Consider the following 19,034-nt stretch of genomic DNA (forward strand, 5'->3'; position numbering starts at 1 on the left):
CCGAACCCGGGGAGGCGCACGGACATGACCACTCAGCGCGACATCGCGGTTGGAGACAGCGGACTCGGCGATTTCGGTTACAAGGAGTCCCTCGACCGGAGCCTCGGCAAATTCGCCAGCTTCGCCGCCGGGGTCAGCTACATCTCCATCCTCACCGGCACCTTCCAACTGTTCTATTTCGGGTTCGGAAACGCGGGACCCGCGTATCTGTGGTCGTGGCCGATGGTCTTCATCGGCCAGCTGGCCGTCGCGCTGTGCTTCATGGAACTGGCGGCCAAGTACCCGGTGGCGGGTTCCGTGTACAACTGGGCGAAGATCCTGGGCAGCCGGATCGTGGGATGGACGTCCGGCTGGCTGATGCTCACCGCCTCGATCGTGACGCTCTCGGCCGTGGTCCTCGCGTTGCAGCTCAACCTGCCGAGGATATGGAGCGGCTTCCAGATCGTCGGCGACGGCACCGGCGAGTACGACTTCGCCACGAACGCGGTCATTCTCGGCACCGTCATGATCGCGTTCACCACCTTCGTCAACGCCTACGGCGTCAGGTTGATGGCGAGGATCAACAGCGCGGGCGTCTTCATCGAGCTGATCGCCGCCGTCCTCATCGCGGTGATCCTTGCGGCGAACATCACCAGGGGCCCGGAGGTGTTCTTCTCCACCCATGGGTACGGCGCGGGCGAGAGCGGCGGATATCTCGGGGCCTTCCTCGTCGCCTCCCTGGCGTCGGGCTACGTGATGTACGGCTTCGACACCGCGAGTTCCCTTGGCGAGGAGACCGTCGAACCGCGCCGGACCGCACCCAAGGCGATCTTCCGCGCGATCCTGGCTTCCTTCGTGATCGGTGGAGCGATCCTGGTGTTCGCCGTCATGGCGGCGCCCGATCTCGACGATCCGCTGCTCGGCAGCCCTGAGGGCAGCCTCCAGTACATCGTCGAGCAGGTGATGTGGGGCCCGCTGGGCACGATATTCCTCATCTGCATCGTGATCGCGATAACCGTGTGCTCCCTCGCCGTGCACGCCGCTGCGATCCGGCTGACGTTCGCCATGGCTCGCGACAACGCGCTGCCGTTCGGGGAGAAGCTGGCCCGGGTGCATCCCAAGCACCAGACGCCCGTGGTCCCCGCGATCGCGATCGGCGTGCTCGCGGCCCTGATCCTCGTGGTGAACATCGGCCAACCGCAGATCTTCACCGTGCTGACCTCGATCGCCATCATCATGATCTACCTCGCCTACCTGATGGTCACCGGACCGCTGCTGAAGAAGCGACTGAAAGGCGAATGGCCGCCGCCGGATCTGCGGGAGGGCGGCTACTTCACCATGGGCAGGTGGGGCCTGCCCGTGAACATCCTCGCCGTGGTCTGGGGCGTGGGAATGGCGCTGAACCTGGCCTGGCCGCGCCCCGAGGTGTACGGGACGCCCTGGTACAACACCTGGGGCGCCTTCGTCTACATCGGCGCGATCCTGTGCCTCGGCCTGCTCTGGTACGCGCTGAAGGGTCGGCACCACCTCGGCACCCTGGCCTCACACGCGGCCGCCTCGCGCACCACGGCACCGGAGGGCGAACCATCGTGACAGACACCGTCTTCGACTATGTGATCGCGGGTGGAGGCACCGCGGGATGCGTGCTCGCCGCCAGGCTCAGCGAGGATCCGGCCGTGACGGTCTGCCTTCTCGAGGCAGGCCCGTCGGACGTGAACGACCGCAACATCCTCGAACTCTCGCAGTGGATGCACCTCCTCGACTCCGGGTACGACTGGGACTACCCGGTCGAACCGCAGGAGAAGGGCAACAGCTTCATGCGACATGCCAGGGCCCGTGTCCTCGGCGGGTGCTCGTCACACAATTCGTGCATCGCGTTCTGGCCGCCGGCGGAGGGTCTGGACGAGTGGGAGGCGATGGGCGCCACCGGATGGGGCGCCAAGGGCACGTTGCCCTTCGTGGCCCGGGTGGAGAACAGCGATGTCCCCGGCCTGCAGCACGGCCACGGCGGCCCGGTACGGCTGCGCGATGTCCCGCCGAACGATCAGTGCGGCGCCGCCGTACTGGAGTCGGCGGCCAAGGTCGGACTGCCAACCGTCCAATTCAACAGGGGCGCAACGGTACTCAACGGAGCAGGCTGGTTCCAGATCAACGCCGGCGAGAACGGCAATCGCATGTCGAGCTCGCATGCCTATCTCCATCCCATCCTGGGGACGCGGAACAATCTCGAGGTCAGAACCAACTGCTGGGTCAGCGAACTGCTGATCGACGACAGTCTGACGGCCACCGGGGTGCGGTACCAACGTCCGGATCTCACGGGCTATGACACCGCGACCGCCCGCCGCGAGGTGATCGTCACTGCCGGTGCGATCGATACACCGAAGCTGTTGATGCTCTCGGGAATCGGGCCCTCGGTGCATCTACGCGAGATCGGGATCGACGTGCGGGTCGACTCGCCCGGCGTGGGCGGCAACCTCGATGACCATGTCGAAGGCCTGGTGTTCTGGGAGGCGTCGAGGCCCATGGTGACGACGTCATCGCAGTGGTGGGAGATCGGCCTCTTCGCCACCACGACCCCCGGGCTGACGCAGCCGGATCTGATGATGCACTACGGCAGCGTGCCCTTCGACATGAACACGCTGCGGTGGGGATATCCCACCACCGACAACGGATTCTGCCTCACGCCGAACGTGACGCAAGGACGATCCCGAGGCACGGTCCGGCTCCGTTCCCGCGACTTCCGGGACCGGCCGAAGGTGGATCCGCGATACTTCACCGATCCCGAGGGCCACGACGAGACCGTGATGCTGGCGGGTATTCGGTTGGCGCGCAAGATCGCCGAGCAAGACCCCCTACGGGGCTGGGTGGCACGGGAACTGGCGCCGGGGCCCGCGGCGGTGAGTGACGAGGAACTGCTCGACTACGTCCACAAGACGCACAACACCGTCTACCACCCCGCGGGAACCGCGCGGATGGGGTCGATAGAGGACCCGCTCGCCGTGCTCGATCCGCAGCTGCGGGTGAAGGGCATTCAGCGCCTGCGGGTGGTCGATGCGTCGGCGATGCCGAAGCTGCCTGCCGTCAACCCGAACATCACGGTCATGACCATGGCGGAGAAGTGCGCGGATCTCATTCGCAACCCCCCGGGGTGACAGCGTGGACCTCGAGCTCGACATCGCGACCTTCCTCTCCAAGCACCCACCGTTCCAGTACCTGACGCCGGGTGAGCTCACCGAGTTGGCCGGCGCAGCAAGCCGGGATGAATACCATACGGGCGCAGTTATTCTCGGATCCACCCAGCGGCCAGCCGATGTGATCTGGGTGGTGCGGAGCGGACAGGTCACGCTTCTGCACCCGCACGACGACGGGATCACCGGTGTCCCCATGGACACCGTCTATCCGGGTGGCGTGTTCGGCTACTCGGCGCTGCTCACCGGCTCCGACGTCGGCTTCACCGCCCGAGCGAGCCAACCCACCACGGTGTACCGCCTGCCAGGGGAACTAGTGCGCCCGCTGTTCGCCAGGCCCGCCGGTCTTGCCTTCCTCGCGGAGGCTGCGGCGAAGGCCACCGGCGCGACTCCCGTACCGGTCGAACAGATCCCGTCCCGACGCGCCGTGGGCGATCTGGTGCGGGGCGAACCGGTCCTCACCACGCCGGGGACCTCCGTGCGCGACGCCGTCCGGCAGATGAGCGAACGCCGCAGCTCATACATCCTGATCCCGTTGCCGGGTGGCGACCTCGGGATCTTCACGGACCGGGACCTGAGGACCAAGGTGGTGGCCGCCGGGGTGGACCTGAGCACCCCGGTGGCGGAGGTGATGTGTACGCCTGCCCAGACCGTCACGGAGGACAGGTTGGCCGCCACCGTGTTGATGGACATGCTCGAGAGCGGCCTACGGCACATGCCGGTGCTCACGATCCGTGGCGCGGTGTTGGGTGTCCTCGAGGAGGCGGACCTGCTCGCCGCGGCCACCCGCAAGAGTTTTGTGCTGCGCCGATCGATCGCGCTGTCACCGAGCCCCGCTGCGCTGCAAGAAGTCTGCTCTGGGATCCCCGATCTGGTGGTGGACCTGTTCCGCGGCGGCACCGAGGCATCGGCGACCAGCGGGATACTCTCGGTGGTCATCGACAGCGTCGTTCGACGCGCGGTGGAGTTCGCATTGGCGGACGACGAGGACCTGCCGCGGACGGGGTTCGCCTGGCTCTCGCTCGGCAGCATCGCGCGTCGCGAGGCGATGCCGTCATCCGATATCGAGAGCGCACTGTCCTGGGTGCCCGAGTTGTCTCCCCAGTCGGGACGTCTCATGGGGATGGCGGCGACCGTGCATGCCACCCTCGACGACTGTGGGCTTCCCGCCGACGCGAACGGTGCGGTCGCGAGCACACCGAGGTTCGCGCGGTCGGTCGCCGACTGGCGCCGCACCGCGGCACGGTGGTTGGACGACCCACTGCAGGACCGCGGGCTCGTCATGTCGTCGCTGCTGCTCGACGGGCGCGTGGTGTGGGGTGAGCGCTCGCTGCACACCGTCCCGACGGCCTACCGGAACATGCGGACCGACCATCCCGACGCCCTGCGACTGCAGCTGCGTGATGCGTTGGCCGGGCGCGCACGCACCCGCTCGCTACGGGACGTGCTCTCGCGACGCGGGGGCACCTTCGACCTCAAGACACACGCGCTGACACCGATCGTCAACCTCGCCCGGTGGGGTGGCATGACAGTGGGGGTCACCGCCGCCTCGACGCCAGGCCGGTTGCGGGCCGCGGCGGGGAACGGCTTACTCACAGAACGGGATACGACGATCCTCACCGAGGTGTTCACGCTGCTCCAGCGACTGCGGTTGACCCACCAGGTGGATCAGATCACCGCGGGTCTCGCCCCTGGCGACATCGTCACCATGCCGGAGCTGTCGCCCCTGAACCGGAGTCTGCTCGGCGACGGCGTGCGCGAGATCGCGGCCGTGCAGCGCAGGGTGGGGTACCTGGCATCCGACTCCGGAGTGCCCCTGCGCCGGTGACCACGGCTCTCATCCCTTGAGGCGCGACCCCAGCCATTCGACCACGTCGTCGAGCACCTGCTCGCGCTCGGGCTCGTTGAACACCTCGTGGAACAGGCCGTCGTACTCGGTGTACGTCAGATCCTGGGAGCCCACGATGTCCGCGATCATCCGGCTGCCGTTCACGTTCGCCAGCCCGTCCTCGCTGCCGTGTAGCAGCAGCAACGGAACCTGCAGTGTCGGCAGCCGGTTGGGCAGCGACTCGGCGTTGACGATCATCCCGCGGGCGATACCGGCGGGAACCCTGCCGTGGTGCACCAGCGGGTCGGAGTTGTAGGCGGCCACCACCGCCGGATCACGGGAGACCAGATTGGCGTCCAGCGACTCGACGGGTACCCGCGGCGCGTACCGACCGAGGAATTTGCCGACCTCGACCACCACCTTGGGCACCCCGGTCGTCACGTCCACCGCCGGGGCGGACAGGATCAGCCCGGCCAGGTCGCCGGGGTGATCGAGCGCGTAGGTCAGCGCGATCGCGCCACCCATGCTGTGGCCGAGCAGGTACCGGTCGAGCCCGGGATGCTCGGCGGTTGCGATCCCGAACAGCCGCCCCAGGTCATCGGTGAAATCCGACCAGTCCTTGAGCTCGACGCGCTTGCCGCCCGAGCGACCGTGACCGCGATGGTCGGGCGCGTACACCACGAGGCCCAGTCCCAGCAGGCGTTCGACGACATGGTCGTAGCGGCGGGCGTGCTCACCGAAGCCGTGCGCGAGAACCAGGACCGCGCGCGGCTCGCCGTCCGGCGTCCAGACGTCGTAGTCGATCCGGGTGCCGTATTTGCCGGTGAACGAGGACTCGGTGTGGGCCACGGATCCGAGTCTAGTGTCTCGTGCCCGAAGTCCATCGATGGTTGCCGGGGATCCACGTGGATGCATCGCCAGGCGGAGGAGTCCCAGGTAGCGGGGTTCTACCTGGGACTCCGACAACGCAGCGAGGCGCCGCGTGGGCCACGGCAACCGCGAGAAGACTTCGGGCGCGGGGCACTCGGTGGCAGACTCGGATGGGCATCGACGATTCCGGGGAGCATTCACCGAGGGAGCCACGATGACCGAGACGACGGCGACCGACGCGTGGCCCGCGCTGCGCCTCGACGACTGGACCGACACCCGCGACACCCTGCACATGTGGACGCAGATCGTCGGGAAGATCCGGCTCCAGCACGCGCCGCTGCTCAACCACTGGTGGCAGGTGACGCTGTACGTCACCGCCAGGGGGCTGACCACCTCGGCCATCCCGTGCGGCTCCCGGCTCCTCGAGATCGAGTTCGACTTCTGCGACCACGAGCTGCGCATGCGCACCAGTGACGGCGGTGCGCGCCGGATCGCGCTCGAGCCGAAGTCGGTGGCCGAGTTCTACGCCCAGACCGTGGCGGCACTCGGGGAACTGGGGGTCGAGGTGCGGATCCAGGCCGCCCCCAACGAGGTCGTGACGGCGATCCCCTTCGCGGAGGACGAGGTCCACGCCTCGTACGACGCCGCGGCCGCGAACCTGTTCTGGCGACAGCTGGTCCAGGCCGACCGGGTGCTGACCCGGTTCCGCTCACACTTCGTCGGCAAGTGCTCGCCGGTGCACTTCTTCTGGGGCGCGATGGATCTGGCCTGCACCCGGTTCTCCGGGCGCGGCGCGCCCGTCCACCCCGGCGGGGCCCCGAACTGTGCGGACTGGGTGATGGTCGAGGGCTATTCCCGCGAGCTGAGCAGCTGCGGGTTCTGGCCCGGCGGCGGCGAGGAGGGCGGCTTCTACTCCTACGCGTACCCGGCGCCGGACGGTTTCGCCGACCATCCGGTCGGCCCCGCTCAGGCGCGCTACAGCGCCGAGCTGGGCGAGTTCGTGCTGCCGTACGAGGCCGTGCGCACCGCCGCCGACCCGGACGCCGCGCTGATGGAGTTCCTGCAGAGCACCTACGAGGCCGCCGCGTCGCTGGGCAACTGGGACCGGTCCGCGCTCGAATCCGACCCGGCCCGCTTGGCTCGGCAGAACTGAGCCGCGCCTGTCAGGCCGCCGGACCCGACGGGCGCCGCCGCAGCGACCACACCAGTGCACCCGCGAGCGCCGCGGTGGTCGCCGCGAACAAGATCGCGAGGTTCCTGGCGGTGAACAGTTCGACCGCGCCGTCGGATCCGCTTGTCTGGACCACCGCGACCGGCGCGCTCAGCACGGTCGAGATCCGATCCTGCTGCGCGGCATTGCGGGCGGGAATCGCGTTGACCCCCTTCGTCAGCTGCTCCCCGATCTGCGTCGAAACGGACTTGAGCTGGCTGACGCCGGTGAGGATCTGGTCCTTGGTGGTACCCAGCAGCGCGGGCGCCTGCTCCGCGATGGGGCCGATCCCGGCCTGGAGCTGGTTGCCGGCATCGGTGAGCTGCGCGGACACGTCCTGCAGCTGGCCGAGCCCGCTGCGCAGCGCGCCGCCCAGGTCGGTGTCGGGCCCGGCGTCGGCGCTCAGCAGCCCGGTGATCGCCGTCAGCTGACCGGACACCAGCGCGAGATCGGTCTTGGTCTGCTCCAGCGTCCGCACCATCTCGGGCTGGAGCCCGGTGGCACGCAGGGCCGCGGCCGCGGCGTCGAGACCGCCTTGTAGCTGCTGGGTGGAGCGGGTGACGTCACCGAGGGTGACGCCGAGTTCGGTCAATCGACCGGACACCTCGGTCGCGGGGCCCACAGCGCCGTCCACCATCGTCGAGACCTGCCCGGCGACGTCGACGAGCTGGTTGGCGCCGTCGTTCGCCGTGGCCAGGAGCGGCAACACCTGGTCGGCCTGACCGAGCAGCTGCTGGACCTGCTTGTCCGCGGCGGTGGTCGCGGCCGTCAGCAGCTGGGACGGCAAGAGCGTCTGCTGCAACTGCGCCCGCGCCGAGGCGATCCCGGCCAGGACGTCCTTGATGCCCTGCGCCCCGGTCTGATCCGAGACGGTCGCCATCAACGCCGACATCGACTCCGTGTCCGCCGGCGAGCCGTCGCCGTTGTAGTGCACCGCGAGTTCCGCCTGCCGGGGCGCATTGGTGGAGAGCGAGTTCACCGAGTCGGAGAAATCCGCCGGGATCGTGACGGAAGCCAGGTACGTGTCGGCCGATCCCTCATCGGCCGATACCGTCGCCCATTCGAAGTCACCCGATTCCTGCAGTGCCGCGACGACCTGGTCGCCCGCATTCATCGGCTTGCCGTCGACCACCGCGCCCGCGTCCTCGTTGACGATCGCGACGGTTCGCGTCGACTCCCCCTCCGGTGCAACCAGGAAATAGACCCCGACGGCGGCGGCGAGGAGCGCCGTCACCGCGGCGATCACCCACGGCCCACGTCTCGAACTCGCATGTGCGGCAACCATAGGCCCGGACCGTACAGGCAGTCTCTGGCACCAGGGTGGCGCGAGTGTGAGAAGACTGTGAGGAAAGGGCGCTCAGCCGACGTCGTAGACGACCGCGACCGACACCGTGAGCTCCTGGCTGCCCGGCTCGATCGGCGTCGAGGGGGCTCGGTCGAAGGCGGCTCCGGGGTACGGGGCCGGCCCGGTGGCGGGCACCTCGGTGATCGAGCGGACCTCGCCGAGGCCGACCCCGGCGGCCTCCGCGATCTGCCTCGCCTGGGCCTGCGCCTGCCGCACCGCGTCGGCCCTGGCCTGCGCGCGCAGGTCGCTGTCGTCGGCGATGGAGAAGGAGGTCTGCTGGACCCGGACGGCATCGCCCGCCGCGGCCGCGGCGGCGTCGATCAGCCCGCCCGCCGCGCTGACATCGTGCACGGTCGCGGTCACCTGGTTCGTCACCTGATAGCCGGTGATCGCCGAGGAGTTCGGGTCATATGTCGGCTGCACGGACAGCCCGCTGGTCTGGATGTCCTCCGCCCGCACCCCCTTCTCCTTCAGGGTGTCGATGAGGGCGTTCGCCCTGTTCGCGTTGTCCTGGAGGGCGCCGGCCGCGTCCGGTGCCTGCGTCTGCACGCCGAGCACCACGCTCATGGTGTCCGGCGTCCCGCTGACCTTCCCGGTGGCCTGGGTGCTGATCCCCGGGGGAGCACCGGTCCCCGCCTGCGCGTCAGACCCATCTGTGCAGCCGGCGGCGAGCAGTCCGACGGCGGACACCGCCAGTGCCGCGGCGACGGTGCGTGTTCGTTTGGCGGCCACGCACCCACTATGGCCGATCCCCACGGGGGAACCGGCGGGTTTCGCGTCGCCGCGCCGTGCGCCACGAGAAACAGGTACGTGCCCCCGTGTTTCCACCGTGGTCCCGCGGGCCGCCCGAGGGAACAGTGTGATCCACACCACTGCCGAGCACGTCGAGGTTCCGATGACGCACCACCAGCCCCCGCCCCCGCGCATCCTCCATCCCGATCCGCGCCCCACACTGACCTCGCTGGACTCCGAGCTCGACGGGCGTTCCCTCGCCTACGGCGTCGCGGGCGAGGGCCCGCCGCTGGTCTTCCTGCACGGATGGGGCTCGAGCCATCGCACGTACCGGCAGTCACTGGAACGGCTCGCCCGCAACGGCTCGCGCGTGTTCGCGCCCTCGCTCCCGGGGTTCGGCGGGACGGCCGAACTCCCATGCGGTGAGCGGCACCCCGCCGGTCACGCCCGGTGGCTGGGCCGATTCATCGACTCCGTCGGCGTCAACGAACCGGTCACCCTCGTCGGGCACTCCTTCGGTGGCGGCGTCGCCATCCAGACCGCCCACGACCTCCCCGACCACGTGGCCCGCCTCGTTCTTGTCAACTCGATCGGCGGCGGCGTCGGCCCCCGCGCCGCGGAGAACGGGCAAGCGATCCGGGCGGGACTGCCGCACGAATGGCGCGCCACGACCGGCGGCGGCGACCAGACACTCCAACTCGACCGCCTGGCGGAACGCGGTCTTCCGGTGACGCTGCTCTGGGCTCGCGGCGATCAGGTGATCCCGAGGGCAGGCCTCGAGTCGCTGCGCACGGCGCTTCGTCGTCCGCCGGTGTTCACGGTCGCCGGCTCCCATGAATGGCCGGTCGGCGATCCGCACGGCTTCGGACACGCCATGAGGACCGTGCTGGCGTGGCCGCCGAGGGTCGCGGCATGACCGCGCAGGGCACGGCGCAGGCCCACCCGTCCTCGCTGATGATCAATCGCTGCGTGCGCTGCGCAGCACTGCTCGCGCCGCTGATGGCATCCTGCCCGTCCTGCCAGGGCTCCGAACTCCGCTCGGTACCGTCCTCCGGCGCCGGGTCGATCGTGTCGTGGAAGGTGGCCGACCATCGGCCGGACGAGGCGCGCGGGGACTCCGCGCCCTCGGCCGTCGGGATCGTCGAGCTCGACGACGGCCCGCGGATCTACACGTGGATCGACGGCGAGGTCCCGGCGGGAACCGACCGGGACGTCCGCGTCGAGTTCCGGCCCACAGCGGAGGACGGCCGGTTCCCGGTGTTTGCCGTCCGGCAGGCCTCCTGAACGGCTCGCGCGGCGGACGGCCGCGCCGGGAATACCTCCACCCCGCGGGTGTTGAGTCAGATGCACTAGTTGAACAGTCAACTAACTGAGTCGGAGGAGCACCCCATGCCTGCCGTGACCGTCGACAACATCCTCGCCCTGCCCCGCATCACCGAGACCGCGCCCGAATCCGCCGCAAGGCCGGTGCTGGCGGTGACCACCGCCCCCGTCGGCTACGAGGGCGAGGGCTTCCCGGTGCGCCGCGCGTTCGCCGGCGTCGACCTCAAGCACCTCGACCCGTTCATCCACATGGACCAGATGGGCGAGGTGAACTACGCGCCCGGTGAGCCCAAGGGCACCCCGTGGCACCCGCACCGCGGCTTCGAGACCGTCACCTACATGATCGACGGGATCATGGAGCACCAGGACTCCAACGGTGGCGGCGGCACGATCGGCGGCGGCGACACCCAGTGGATGACCGCGGGTGGCGGCATCCTGCACATCGAGACCCCACCCGAACACCTCGTGATCAGCGGGGGCCTGTTCCACGGCGTGCAGCTGTGGGTGAACCTGCCCCGCGACAACAAGATGGCCGCGCCCCGCTACCAGGACATCACCGGCAACAAGGTCGCGCTGCTGTCCTCGCCGGACGGCGGCGCCCTGGTCCGCGTCATCGCGGGCGAGGTCGACGGCCACCAGGGCCCCGGCTCCACCTACACCCCGATCAGCCTGGTGCACGCGACCATCGCCCCGGGCGCGCGACTGAACCTGCCCTGGAACCCCGAGTTCAACGCGCTCGCGTACGTCCTCGCGGGCGAGGGCACGGTCGGCGCCGAGCGCAGGCCGGTGCGGATGGGCCAGACCACGGTGTTCGGGCGCGGCGACACGCTGACCGTCGCGGCCGCGGACACCCAGGACTCCCGGACCGAGTCCCTCGAGGTCTTCATCCTCGGCGGCAAGCCGATCCGCGAACCCGTCGCGATGGCCGGGCCGTTCGTGATGAACACCAAGGCGGAGGTCATCCAGGCGTTCGAGGACTTTCAGGCCGGACGGCTGGGCTCGATCCCCGCCGCCCACGAGACGCTGGCATAGCGATGTCGTCGATGGCGGTCCAACGCGCGGGCGACCGCGCGCACCAGCGCTACGGCTGGCTCGAGTCATGGCAGAGCTTCCCCTTCGCGGGCAACTTCGACCTGGCCGCGAACGCGCACGGGCTGCTGGCTGTCAACAACGAGGACATCGTCGACGCCGGGTCCGGATTCGACATGCACCAGCACCGGGACGCGGAGATCGTCACCTGGGTGCTCAGCGGATCCCTGGTCCACCAGGACTCCGAGGGGCACTCGGGGGTGGTCCTCCCCCAAGCACTCCGTGCAGGGGGTACCCCCACCCCGACTCGCGCAGCGGATGAGCGCGGGCCGCGGCATCCTGCACTCCGAGCGCAACGACCGCTGGCGGGCGGACGGCACCCGGGGCACCGAGCCGGTGCACGTGGTGCAGATGTGGATCCCGCCGGACGAGTTCGGCATCGAGCCGAGCTACCAGGAACTACCCATCGACGCGGAGCTCGACAGCGGCCGGCTGGTCGCGGTGGCGTCGGGGCTGCCCCGGCACCGCGATCACGCCGCGATCGGGCTGAACAACCGGCACGCGGGACTACACGCCGCCAGATTGCGAACTGGACAGTCGGTAACAGTGCCGGACGCGCCGTACGTCCACGTGTTCGTCGCGCGCGGATCCGGCGATACCGAAGGGTTCGGCCGCCTCGACCAAGGGGATTCATTGCGGCTCACCGGGATCGGCGGCCAGCAGTACACCGCGGCCGAATCCACCGAGCTGCTGATCTGGGAGATGCATGCCGCGCTCAGGTGAGTCCGCGACAAGGACCGCGGAACAGGGTTGACAGCAACACTTTTCAAGGAGATCGAGCATGATCGACGTCCCGGTTCGCGCCCACCGAAACGGGTCCGTCGTGCAACGGTCCCGCATCGGAGCCGACAACTGTGCACCGTGTCCTTGACGCCCTCGTACTCTGGAAACCCGAAGCACCACAAAGGAGGACGCCCATGACGGCACCCACCACACCGCACGTCGACATCCACCGCGCGGGCGATCGGATGAAGACCCGGATCTCCTGGCTCGACTCGAAGCACTCCTTCTCGTTCGGGCAGCACTACGACCCGGACAACACCCATCACGGCGTACTGATGGTCAATAACGACGACATCGTGATGCCGGGCCAGGGCTTCGACACCCATCCGCACCGGGACATGGAGATCGTCACCTGGGTGCTGCGGGGATCGCTGGTGCATCAGGACTCGATCGGGCATTCCGGCGTCATCTACCCGGGCCTGGCTCAGCGGATGAGCGCCGGCACCGGCATCCTGCACTCGGAGAAGAACGACTCCTGGCGCCTGGCCGGATCCCAGCACGACGAGCACGCCGAGCCGGTTCGATTCATCCAGATGTGGGTGCTGCCCGACGAGCCGGGCATCAGCCCCGGCTACGAGCAACTCGAGATCGACGACGAGCTGATGCGCGGCGGGCTGGTACCGGTGGCCTCCGGCATGCCCGCACACCGCAACCAGTCGGCCATCACGATCGCGAACCGGGGCGCCGCGCTGCATGTGGCGCGCCTGCAGCCGGGCGGCTCCGTACAGCTCCCCGAGGCCCCCTACCTGCATCTTTTCGTCGCCCAGGGCGAGGTGTCACTGGAGGGCGCGGGGATCCTGTCCGAGGGTGACGCGGTCCGGCTCACCGCGTCGGGCGGTCAGCGATTGTCCGCCGACGCCCCGGCCGAGGTGCTGGTCTGGGAGATGCACGGCCGCCTCGGCGGCTGATCGGCGCGCCGGTCGGTGCAGGCCGCTCACCGGGACCGCGCGGCCGATCGTCGCGGCCCCGGTGATAGAGAAGACGCATGACCACCACGGAGAACCAGCGGCTCGACCGGCTCAACGAGCTGATGGGCGTGCAGGCCGTCGAACTCGCCCCCGGCCTGATCCGGTTCCGGCAGGAAGTCGGCCCGCGGTTCCACGATCATCGCGGTCGGACGATCCTCGGGTCGATCGGGGTGCTGGCCGACAACGTGCCAGGCCGTGCGATCGGGAACGCGGTCCCCGAGGGAACCCAGGTCGTGTTGTCACAGGTGGTGGCCGCGCTCGCCGGCCCACTGCCCCCGACCGGCACCATCGAGGCGAGGGGCAAGGCGGTCCGGATCGACAGCGCGGCGGGCACCGGACTGGCCACCGGCGACATGCGCGGACCCGACGGCGAGGTGCTCGTGGCGTTGCAGACCCGCGGGATGGTGGTCACCCGAGAGGCCGCCAACGCCGAGGCCGTGCTCCGGGGTGACGCCCTGCCCGTCGAGGCCGCCGAACCGGTCGCGGACGCCGCCGAGCTCGCCGACCGCCCCGGGCTGGAGATCGTGGAGAGCATCGGACGCGGCGCGCTGGCACGGGGCCCGCTCGCCGGACTGCTGGGCATGGGGCTGACCGAGGTCGCCCGGGGGCGCGTGATCGGCGAGTTCGCGCCGCGGAGCTGGATGAGCAACCCGCTCGGATCCATTCAGGGCGGGGTGCTCATCACCGCGGCCGACCTGATCACGGGTCTGGCCGCACAGACCCTCACCGCCCCCGGTCAGAGCTACGAGGCGCTCGACCTGAGGATCGACTTCGTCCGTTCCCCCGCGTCCGACGGCCCTCCGATCCGCGCCGAGGCCGAGGTACTCCGGGCCGGGCGGCGGCTGGCGCTGATCGAGTCGCGACTCGTCGATCCCTCCGGACGCTTGCTCGCGCGGGCGGCGGCCAGCGTCCAGCTGCGCTGACCGGGGTCGCGGCAATACGGTCTATCGAACCTCCAACACGACTAGTCTGCGGGTGACTTGGCTTTTCCGGTGCCCATGGGTGAATCCGAGGAGAGACGATGACGAATCAGCCGCCGAACGGAACCCCGCCGCCGGAAGACCAGCGGCCGCCGAACCCCCCGGAGGGAACCCCGCCGCCGGAAGGCCAGCCGCCGTACCCCGGTCCGCCGCAGGGCCAGCCGCCGTACCCCGGTCAGCCGCAGGGCGGCGGACCCCAGTACCCGGGCCAGCCGTCGTACCCCGGTCAGCCCTATCCGGGTCAGCCGTACCCGGGTCAGCCCTACCCAGGTCAGCCGTATGCGGCGCAGCCGTACCCACAGCCGCCCGCGCAGCCCCGCAACGGCGCGGGCATCACCGCGCTCGTCCTCGGCATCTTCTCGGTGCTGACCGTGTGGACCATCATCGGCGGCATCCTGCTCGGGGCCGTCGCGATCATCGTCGGCCTCGTGGGCCGATCGCTGTACAAGAAGCGGCAGGCCACCAACGGCGGGGTGTCCCTCGCGGGCATCCTGCTCGGCCTCGCCGGGCTGATCATCTCGATCGTCCTGGTCGTGGTCGGGGTCGGTCTGTTCAACCATGTCGGCGGCAGGGACTTCGTCGACTGTATGCGGGACGCGGGTAACAACCGGGCCGCCCAGCAGCGGTGCGAGGACGAGTTCCGCAGCAACCTCGAGGATCGTTTCTCGGTCACGTTCGAGGCGCCGACCATGGTCCCGCCGCGCTGATCGCAACCGGCACCCAGGCACCTCGCAGCCCGCTGCCAGGGTGCTCACAGCCACCCGGTCGCGATGGGAAAACCATCTACACCGAGCGGAGATCAACGTGAACGAGGACATCGAGCGCAGCCGCGCCCGCGTCAGCCGACGGGGCGGGTGGGAGTGTTCCCGGCGGTCCCGGCGGCAACGCGACGGACTACTCCGACGGCTCGTACAGCAAGGGTGACAGCGAGTCGGCCACCACCGACGACGGCACCTACCTGCGCGGAGCGCAGACCACCGACGCCGACGGCATCGCGAGGTTCACCACGATCTTCCCCGGCTGGTACCAGGGCCGCACCACGCACATCCACCTCAAGGTGCACGTGGACAAGGCCACCGTGCTCACCTCGCAGCTCTCCTTCGAGGAGGCGCTCATCGACGAGGTGAACGCGTCGGCGCCCTACAACGAGCACACCGGGCGGGAGAACAACGTCGACAACGCAGGCGACGGCATCTTCGATGAGTCCGGCATGGTGACGGCCGTCCGGGACGGAGACGGATACCTCGGCGCCATCAACATCGGGGTGTAGCGCCGCGCACCCGTGCGCGTGTTTCACCCCACCTGGGTACAACTCACGCACGGTCGGCGGGGTCGCGGTAGAAATAGAGGCATGACGACGCCCGCTTCCGGAATCGACCTCACCCACCTCGACCAGGGCATCCGCGCGCAGGACGACCTGTTCGTCCATGTCAACGGCAAATGGCTGGACGACTACGTGATCCCCGCCGACCGAGCGGTGGACGGTGCCTTCCGCACGCTCTACGACCAGGCCGAGGTCGACGTGCGGGCGATCATCACCGAGTCCGCGGAGGCCCGCGGCGCGGAGGGCACCGATTCGCAGCGCATCGGCGACCTCTACAGCTCGTTCATGGACGCCGACGCCGTCGAGCGGGCCGGGCTGGAACCGATCGCGGGCGAGCTCGCCGCGATCGACGCGGTGAGCGACCTGTCCGCGCTCGCGGGACTGCTCGGTGAGCTGCAGCGCACCGGCGTCTCCGGGGCGATCGGAAACTACGTCGACACCGATGCCAAGGACTCCACGCGCTACCTCGTGCACCTGACCCAGTCCGGGATCGGGCTGCCCGACGAGTCCTACTACCGCGAGGATTCCTACGCCGAGACCCGCGCTGCCTACCTCGACCACGTGCAGAAGATGCTCACCCTCGCAGGCAGGCCCGACCCGGTCACCGACGCGCAGACGATCCTCGACCTGGAGACCCAGATCGCCGCCGGCCACTGGGACGTGGTGCGCAGGCGCGACGCCGAACTCAGCTACAACCTGGTCACCATGGCCGACCTGTCCGCCGAGAATGATGGATTCGACTGGGCCGCTTGGGTGTCCGGCCTCGGCGGCACACCTGATACCTTCGCGGAGCTGGTGGTCCGCCAGCCCAGCTTCCTGACCGCGCTGACCGCACTCTGGACGCAGCGCCCCCTCTCCGAGTGGAAGGCGTGGGCTGCCTGGAAGGTGATCCACTCGCGGGCCGAATACCTGACCGCGGACCTGGTCGCGGAGGACTTCGCGTTCTACGGCACCACCCTGTCCGGTACCGAGGAGAACCGCGAACGCTGGAAGCGCGGCGTCTCACTGGTGCAGGACCTGCTCGGCGAGTCCGTCGGCAAGCTCTACGTCGAGCGGCATTTCCCCGCAGAGGCAAAGGCCCGGATGCAGGAGCTGGTCGCGAACCTGCAGGAGGCGTACCGCCGCAACATCTCCGAGCTGGAGTGGATGAGCCCGGACACTCGGAGCGCGGCGCTGGCCAAGCTGGAGAAGTTCACCCCGAAGATCGGCTACCCCGACAAGTGGAGGGACTACTCCGGTTTGGTCATCACCGCGGACGACCTGGTCGGCAACTACCGTCGCGGGTACGCCGCCGATCACGACCGCGACCTGGCCAAGCTCGGCGGACCGGTGGATCGCGACGAGTGGTTCATGACCCCGCAGACGGTCAACGCCTATTACAACCCGGGAATGAACGAGATCGTCTTCCCCGCAGCGATTCTGCAGCCGCCGTTCTTCGACGCCGCCGCGGACGACGCGGCGAACTACGGCGGAATCGGTGCGGTCATCGGACACGAGATCGGGCACGGCTTCGACGACCAGGGCGCCAAGTACGACGGCGACGGCAACATGATCGACTGGTGGACGGACAGCGACCGCACCGAGTTCGGCAAGCGCACCAAGGCGCTGATCGAGCAGTACAACGAGTTCGAGCCGAAGGCGTTGCCGGGCCACAAGGTCAACGGCGAGTTCACCATCGGTGAGAACATCGGCGACCTCGGAGGCCTGTCCATCGCGGTCGAGGCGTACCGGATCGCGATGGACGGCAAGGACTCTCCCACCCTCGACGGGCTGACCGGCCTCCAGCGCGTCTTCTTCGGCTGGGCGCAGGTGTGGCGAACCAAGGCCAGGAACGAGGAGGCCATCCGCCGCCTCGCCGTCGACCCGCACTCGCCGCCGGAGTTCCGCTGCAACGGCGTGGTGCGCAACCTCGACAGCTTCCACGAAGCGTTCGACGTGACGCCCGATGACGCGCTCTACCTCGAACCCGAGCGCCGCGTCCGCATCTGGTGATGCGTCTGCGGCGCAGTGGTGCGGTCACGGGGCCTCAGGTCTCCGTGACCGCGCTACTGCGGCAACGCCGCACTTCCTCGTAGTCCAGCCGGTTCTGCTCGCCGTAGACCACCGCGAAGTCCGCGATGGCCTCATCGAAAACGGCTCCGTTGCCCAGGTATCCGGCAATCGCGGCCGGATCACCGGTGCGGGCGTGGGCTCTGGCCAGCGCAATCGCACACAGCCGCGCGTACGCCCGCAGCCCGGACGGGTCCATCGCCGCGATGCTGAAGGAGCCCTTCTTGTCTCGCAACTGCCGGACATAGAAGTCGCGGCCGAACGGACCGGGCCCGCTAAACCATCCGAGGAACGGGTCGCTCGCGCTCTGGATCAGCCGCTGCCCCTCGACCACCCGCCTGCCCTGGTCACGGTGCGGCGAACCGGGAACGTACGGCGCAAGCACCGACGGCTGCGCCTCCTTGATCTGCAGGAACAGCGGGTCCTGGGCGCTCTCGCCCACGAACAGCGCCATGAAGCCGAGCATGCCTACCGATCCGACCCCGACGACCTTGCTGGCGATGTCCTGGAATCGGTAGCGCTCCACCAGTTCCCGCCGATCCCCCGCAAGGGTCCCGAGATAGCGCTCGAAGGAAGCCCGGAGCAGATCCGTCACCTCCGCATGCCGCTCGTGCGGGAGCCGGGTGATCAGGGGTGGCTCGTCCCTGATGAGGAACCGGCCGTTCTCGTACCTGGCGAACCGCTTGAGCGAACCGAGCTGAGTTCGCCTCTCCGCCTTGGCCATCGCTGCCTCGGCCGCCCCGACCTGACGAGCGGTGATCCGATCCCGCAGCCCGGCCAACATCGCGTCCGCCTCGATCCGCAGATACCAGACGTCCAGCGCGGGCATCTGCGCCGCGTGACGGATCGTCTCCCGGTATGCGGCACCCACGATCAGTGCCGCGGCACGCGCATCCGACGCACTGTGACCGTTCGTGGTCGCCGCCACCAGCACCGAGGTCGCCAGCCGCTTGAGGTCCCATTCGAAGGGCCCGCGATGCACCTCGTCGAAATCGTTGAGGTCGAACACGAGCCGCCGGTCCGGGCCTGCGAACAGCCCGAAGTTCGCGAGGTGGGCATCCCCGCTCGCCATCACGGTCAGGTCAGTTCGTGCGCAGTGCGCCAGATCCCACGCCATGATGGCAGCCGAACCACGCAGGAAGGTGAACGGCGAGGCCAACATTCGCTCGAATCTGAGCGGAACCAGTTCTGGAATCCGATTCGCGTTCTGCCGGTCGAGGATCGACACCGGATCGGGCCGACACGAGGACGGCTCCCATGAACCGTGCGCCCCGCGCGGGATCCGGGCACGCAGATGCTTGCCTCGCCGCCGGCGTTCGGCGGCGGGCTCGGACGTATCGAAGGCTGCGACGGCCACCGTCCGAGC

The 19,034-nt window shown here is 69.2% G+C and carries 15 protein-coding genes and 2 pseudogenes; 13 read left to right on the plus strand and 4 right to left on the minus strand.

Translation table 11 applies throughout. The features are described from left to right. Positions 1-24 precede the first annotated feature (24 nt). Genes ABIC28_RS14815 through ABIC28_RS14825 form a run of 3 tightly spaced genes read left to right on the plus strand, consistent with a single transcriptional unit; the run spans position 25 to position 4,995 of the window. The gene (locus tag ABIC28_RS14815; RefSeq protein WP_097213806.1) at positions 25-1,572 is read left to right on the plus strand and encodes an APC family permease; all 1,548 of its coding nucleotides are present in this window, start codon (positions 25-27) and stop codon (positions 1,570-1,572) included. Beyond that, on the plus strand, positions 1,569-3,131 hold the full coding sequence (locus ABIC28_RS14820) for a GMC family oxidoreductase (protein WP_354579525.1): 1,563 nt from the start codon (positions 1,569-1,571) through the stop codon (positions 3,129-3,131). Before ABIC28_RS14815 ends, ABIC28_RS14820 begins: the two co-directional genes overlap by 4 nt. A 4-nt stretch (positions 3,132-3,135) precedes the next feature. Further along, the gene (locus tag ABIC28_RS14825) at positions 3,136-4,995 is read left to right on the plus strand and encodes a putative nucleotidyltransferase substrate binding domain-containing protein (protein ID WP_354579527.1); all 1,860 of its coding nucleotides are present in this window, start codon (positions 3,136-3,138) and stop codon (positions 4,993-4,995) included. A gap of 9 nt (positions 4,996-5,004) precedes the next feature. On the opposite strand, the gene ABIC28_RS14830 is transcribed toward ABIC28_RS14825, so the two are convergent. Continuing rightward, positions 5,005-5,844, minus strand: a complete 840-nt coding sequence (locus tag ABIC28_RS14830) for an alpha/beta hydrolase (protein WP_307861313.1) — start codon at positions 5,842-5,844, stop codon at positions 5,005-5,007. A 235-nt stretch (positions 5,845-6,079) separates the two neighbouring features. Here ABIC28_RS14830 and ABIC28_RS14835 point away from each other — a divergent pair, with 235 nt between their 5' ends. After that, positions 6,080-7,018: a DUF5996 family protein gene (locus ABIC28_RS14835; protein ID WP_097213803.1), complete on the plus strand. Its 939-nt coding sequence runs from the start codon at positions 6,080-6,082 to the stop codon at positions 7,016-7,018. A 10-nt stretch (positions 7,019-7,028) separates the two neighbouring features. Here the strand turns inward: ABIC28_RS14835 and ABIC28_RS14840 are convergent, their stop codons facing one another. Further along, positions 7,029-8,360 (minus strand): YhgE/Pip domain-containing protein, encoded by a 1,332-nt coding sequence (locus ABIC28_RS14840; protein WP_354579530.1) that lies wholly within the window; start codon positions 8,358-8,360, stop codon positions 7,029-7,031. 72 nt (positions 8,361-8,432) lie between these two features. After that, positions 8,433-9,152 carry an SIMPL domain-containing protein gene (locus ABIC28_RS14845; protein ID WP_269588726.1) on the minus strand — a complete coding sequence of 240 codons (720 nt, stop codon included), beginning with the start codon at positions 9,150-9,152 and terminating at the stop codon, positions 8,433-8,435. A 127-nt stretch (positions 9,153-9,279) separates the two neighbouring features. On the opposite strand from ABIC28_RS14845, the gene ABIC28_RS14850 reads away from it, so the two are divergent. The 9 genes and pseudogenes from ABIC28_RS14850 to ABIC28_RS14890 all read left to right on the plus strand — a co-directional run bounded on the left by ABIC28_RS14850 (position 9,280) and on the right by ABIC28_RS14890 (position 17,611). Beyond that, positions 9,280-10,068: an alpha/beta fold hydrolase gene (locus ABIC28_RS14850; RefSeq protein ID WP_354579532.1), complete on the plus strand. Its 789-nt coding sequence runs from the start codon at positions 9,280-9,282 to the stop codon at positions 10,066-10,068. Next, positions 10,044-10,436, plus strand: coding sequence for a Zn-ribbon domain-containing OB-fold protein (locus ABIC28_RS14855; RefSeq protein ID WP_257017764.1), 393 nt, complete (start codon positions 10,044-10,046; stop codon positions 10,434-10,436). The genes ABIC28_RS14850 and ABIC28_RS14855 overlap by 25 nt, the downstream gene beginning before the upstream one ends. Before the next feature lie 105 nt (positions 10,437-10,541). Continuing rightward, complete coding sequence (locus tag ABIC28_RS14860) at positions 10,542-11,507, plus strand: pirin family protein (RefSeq protein ID WP_097213799.1); 966 nt, start codon at positions 10,542-10,544, stop codon at positions 11,505-11,507. A 2-nt stretch (positions 11,508-11,509) separates the two neighbouring features. Continuing rightward, a pseudogene (locus tag ABIC28_RS14865) lies at positions 11,510-12,287 on the plus strand (pirin family protein). Positions 12,288-12,481: 194 nt separating this feature from the next. Continuing rightward, positions 12,482-13,255, plus strand: a complete 774-nt coding sequence (locus ABIC28_RS14870) for a pirin family protein (RefSeq protein WP_097213798.1) — start codon at positions 12,482-12,484, stop codon at positions 13,253-13,255. Between the two features lie 77 nt (positions 13,256-13,332). Then, on the plus strand, positions 13,333-14,238 hold the full coding sequence (locus ABIC28_RS14875; RefSeq protein ID WP_097213797.1) for a PaaI family thioesterase: 906 nt from the start codon (positions 13,333-13,335) through the stop codon (positions 14,236-14,238). 98 nt (positions 14,239-14,336) lie between these two features. Then, complete coding sequence (locus ABIC28_RS14880) at positions 14,337-15,002, plus strand: DUF4190 domain-containing protein (RefSeq protein ID WP_354579536.1); 666 nt, start codon at positions 14,337-14,339, stop codon at positions 15,000-15,002. A gap of 134 nt (positions 15,003-15,136) precedes the next feature. Further along, positions 15,137-15,565: pseudogene (locus tag ABIC28_RS14885) on the plus strand (peptidase associated/transthyretin-like domain-containing protein); the annotation flags it as partial. 81 nt (positions 15,566-15,646) lie between these two features. Then, complete coding sequence (locus ABIC28_RS14890; protein WP_097213795.1) at positions 15,647-17,611, plus strand: M13 family metallopeptidase; 1,965 nt, start codon at positions 15,647-15,649, stop codon at positions 17,609-17,611. Between the two features lie 34 nt (positions 17,612-17,645). On the opposite strand, the gene ABIC28_RS14895 is transcribed toward ABIC28_RS14890, so the two are convergent. Beyond that, on the minus strand, positions 17,646-19,025 hold the full coding sequence (locus ABIC28_RS14895) for a DUF2252 domain-containing protein (protein ID WP_354579538.1): 1,380 nt from the start codon (positions 19,023-19,025) through the stop codon (positions 17,646-17,648). Between the last annotated feature and the right edge of the window lie 9 nt (positions 19,026-19,034).

Origin of the sequence: Rhodococcus sp. PvR044 (assembly GCF_040548995.1) — a bacterium.
Classification (GTDB): Bacteria; Actinomycetota; Actinomycetes; order Mycobacteriales; family Mycobacteriaceae; genus Rhodococcus_G; species Rhodococcus_G oryzae.

Excerpts from the sequence above, each read along its gene's own strand:
- ABIC28_RS14840 (WP_354579530.1), bottom strand. The coding sequence starts at position 8,360 with ATGGTTGCCGCACATGCGAGTTCGAGACGTGGGCCGTGGGTGATCGCC.
- ABIC28_RS14860 (WP_097213799.1), top strand. The coding sequence starts at position 10,542 with ATGCCTGCCGTGACCGTCGACAACATCCTCGCCCTGCCCCGCATCACC.
- ABIC28_RS14870 (WP_097213798.1), top strand. The coding sequence starts at position 12,482 with ATGACGGCACCCACCACACCGCACGTCGACATCCACCGCGCGGGCGAT.
- ABIC28_RS14875 (WP_097213797.1), top strand. The coding sequence starts at position 13,333 with ATGACCACCACGGAGAACCAGCGGCTCGACCGGCTCAACGAGCTGATG.
- ABIC28_RS14815 (WP_097213806.1), top strand. The coding sequence starts at position 25 with ATGACCACTCAGCGCGACATCGCGGTTGGAGACAGCGGACTCGGCGAT.
- ABIC28_RS14890 (WP_097213795.1), top strand. The coding sequence starts at position 15,647 with ATGACGACGCCCGCTTCCGGAATCGACCTCACCCACCTCGACCAGGGC.
- ABIC28_RS14880 (WP_354579536.1), top strand. The coding sequence starts at position 14,337 with ATGACGAATCAGCCGCCGAACGGAACCCCGCCGCCGGAAGACCAGCGG.
- ABIC28_RS14835 (WP_097213803.1), top strand. The coding sequence starts at position 6,080 with ATGACCGAGACGACGGCGACCGACGCGTGGCCCGCGCTGCGCCTCGAC.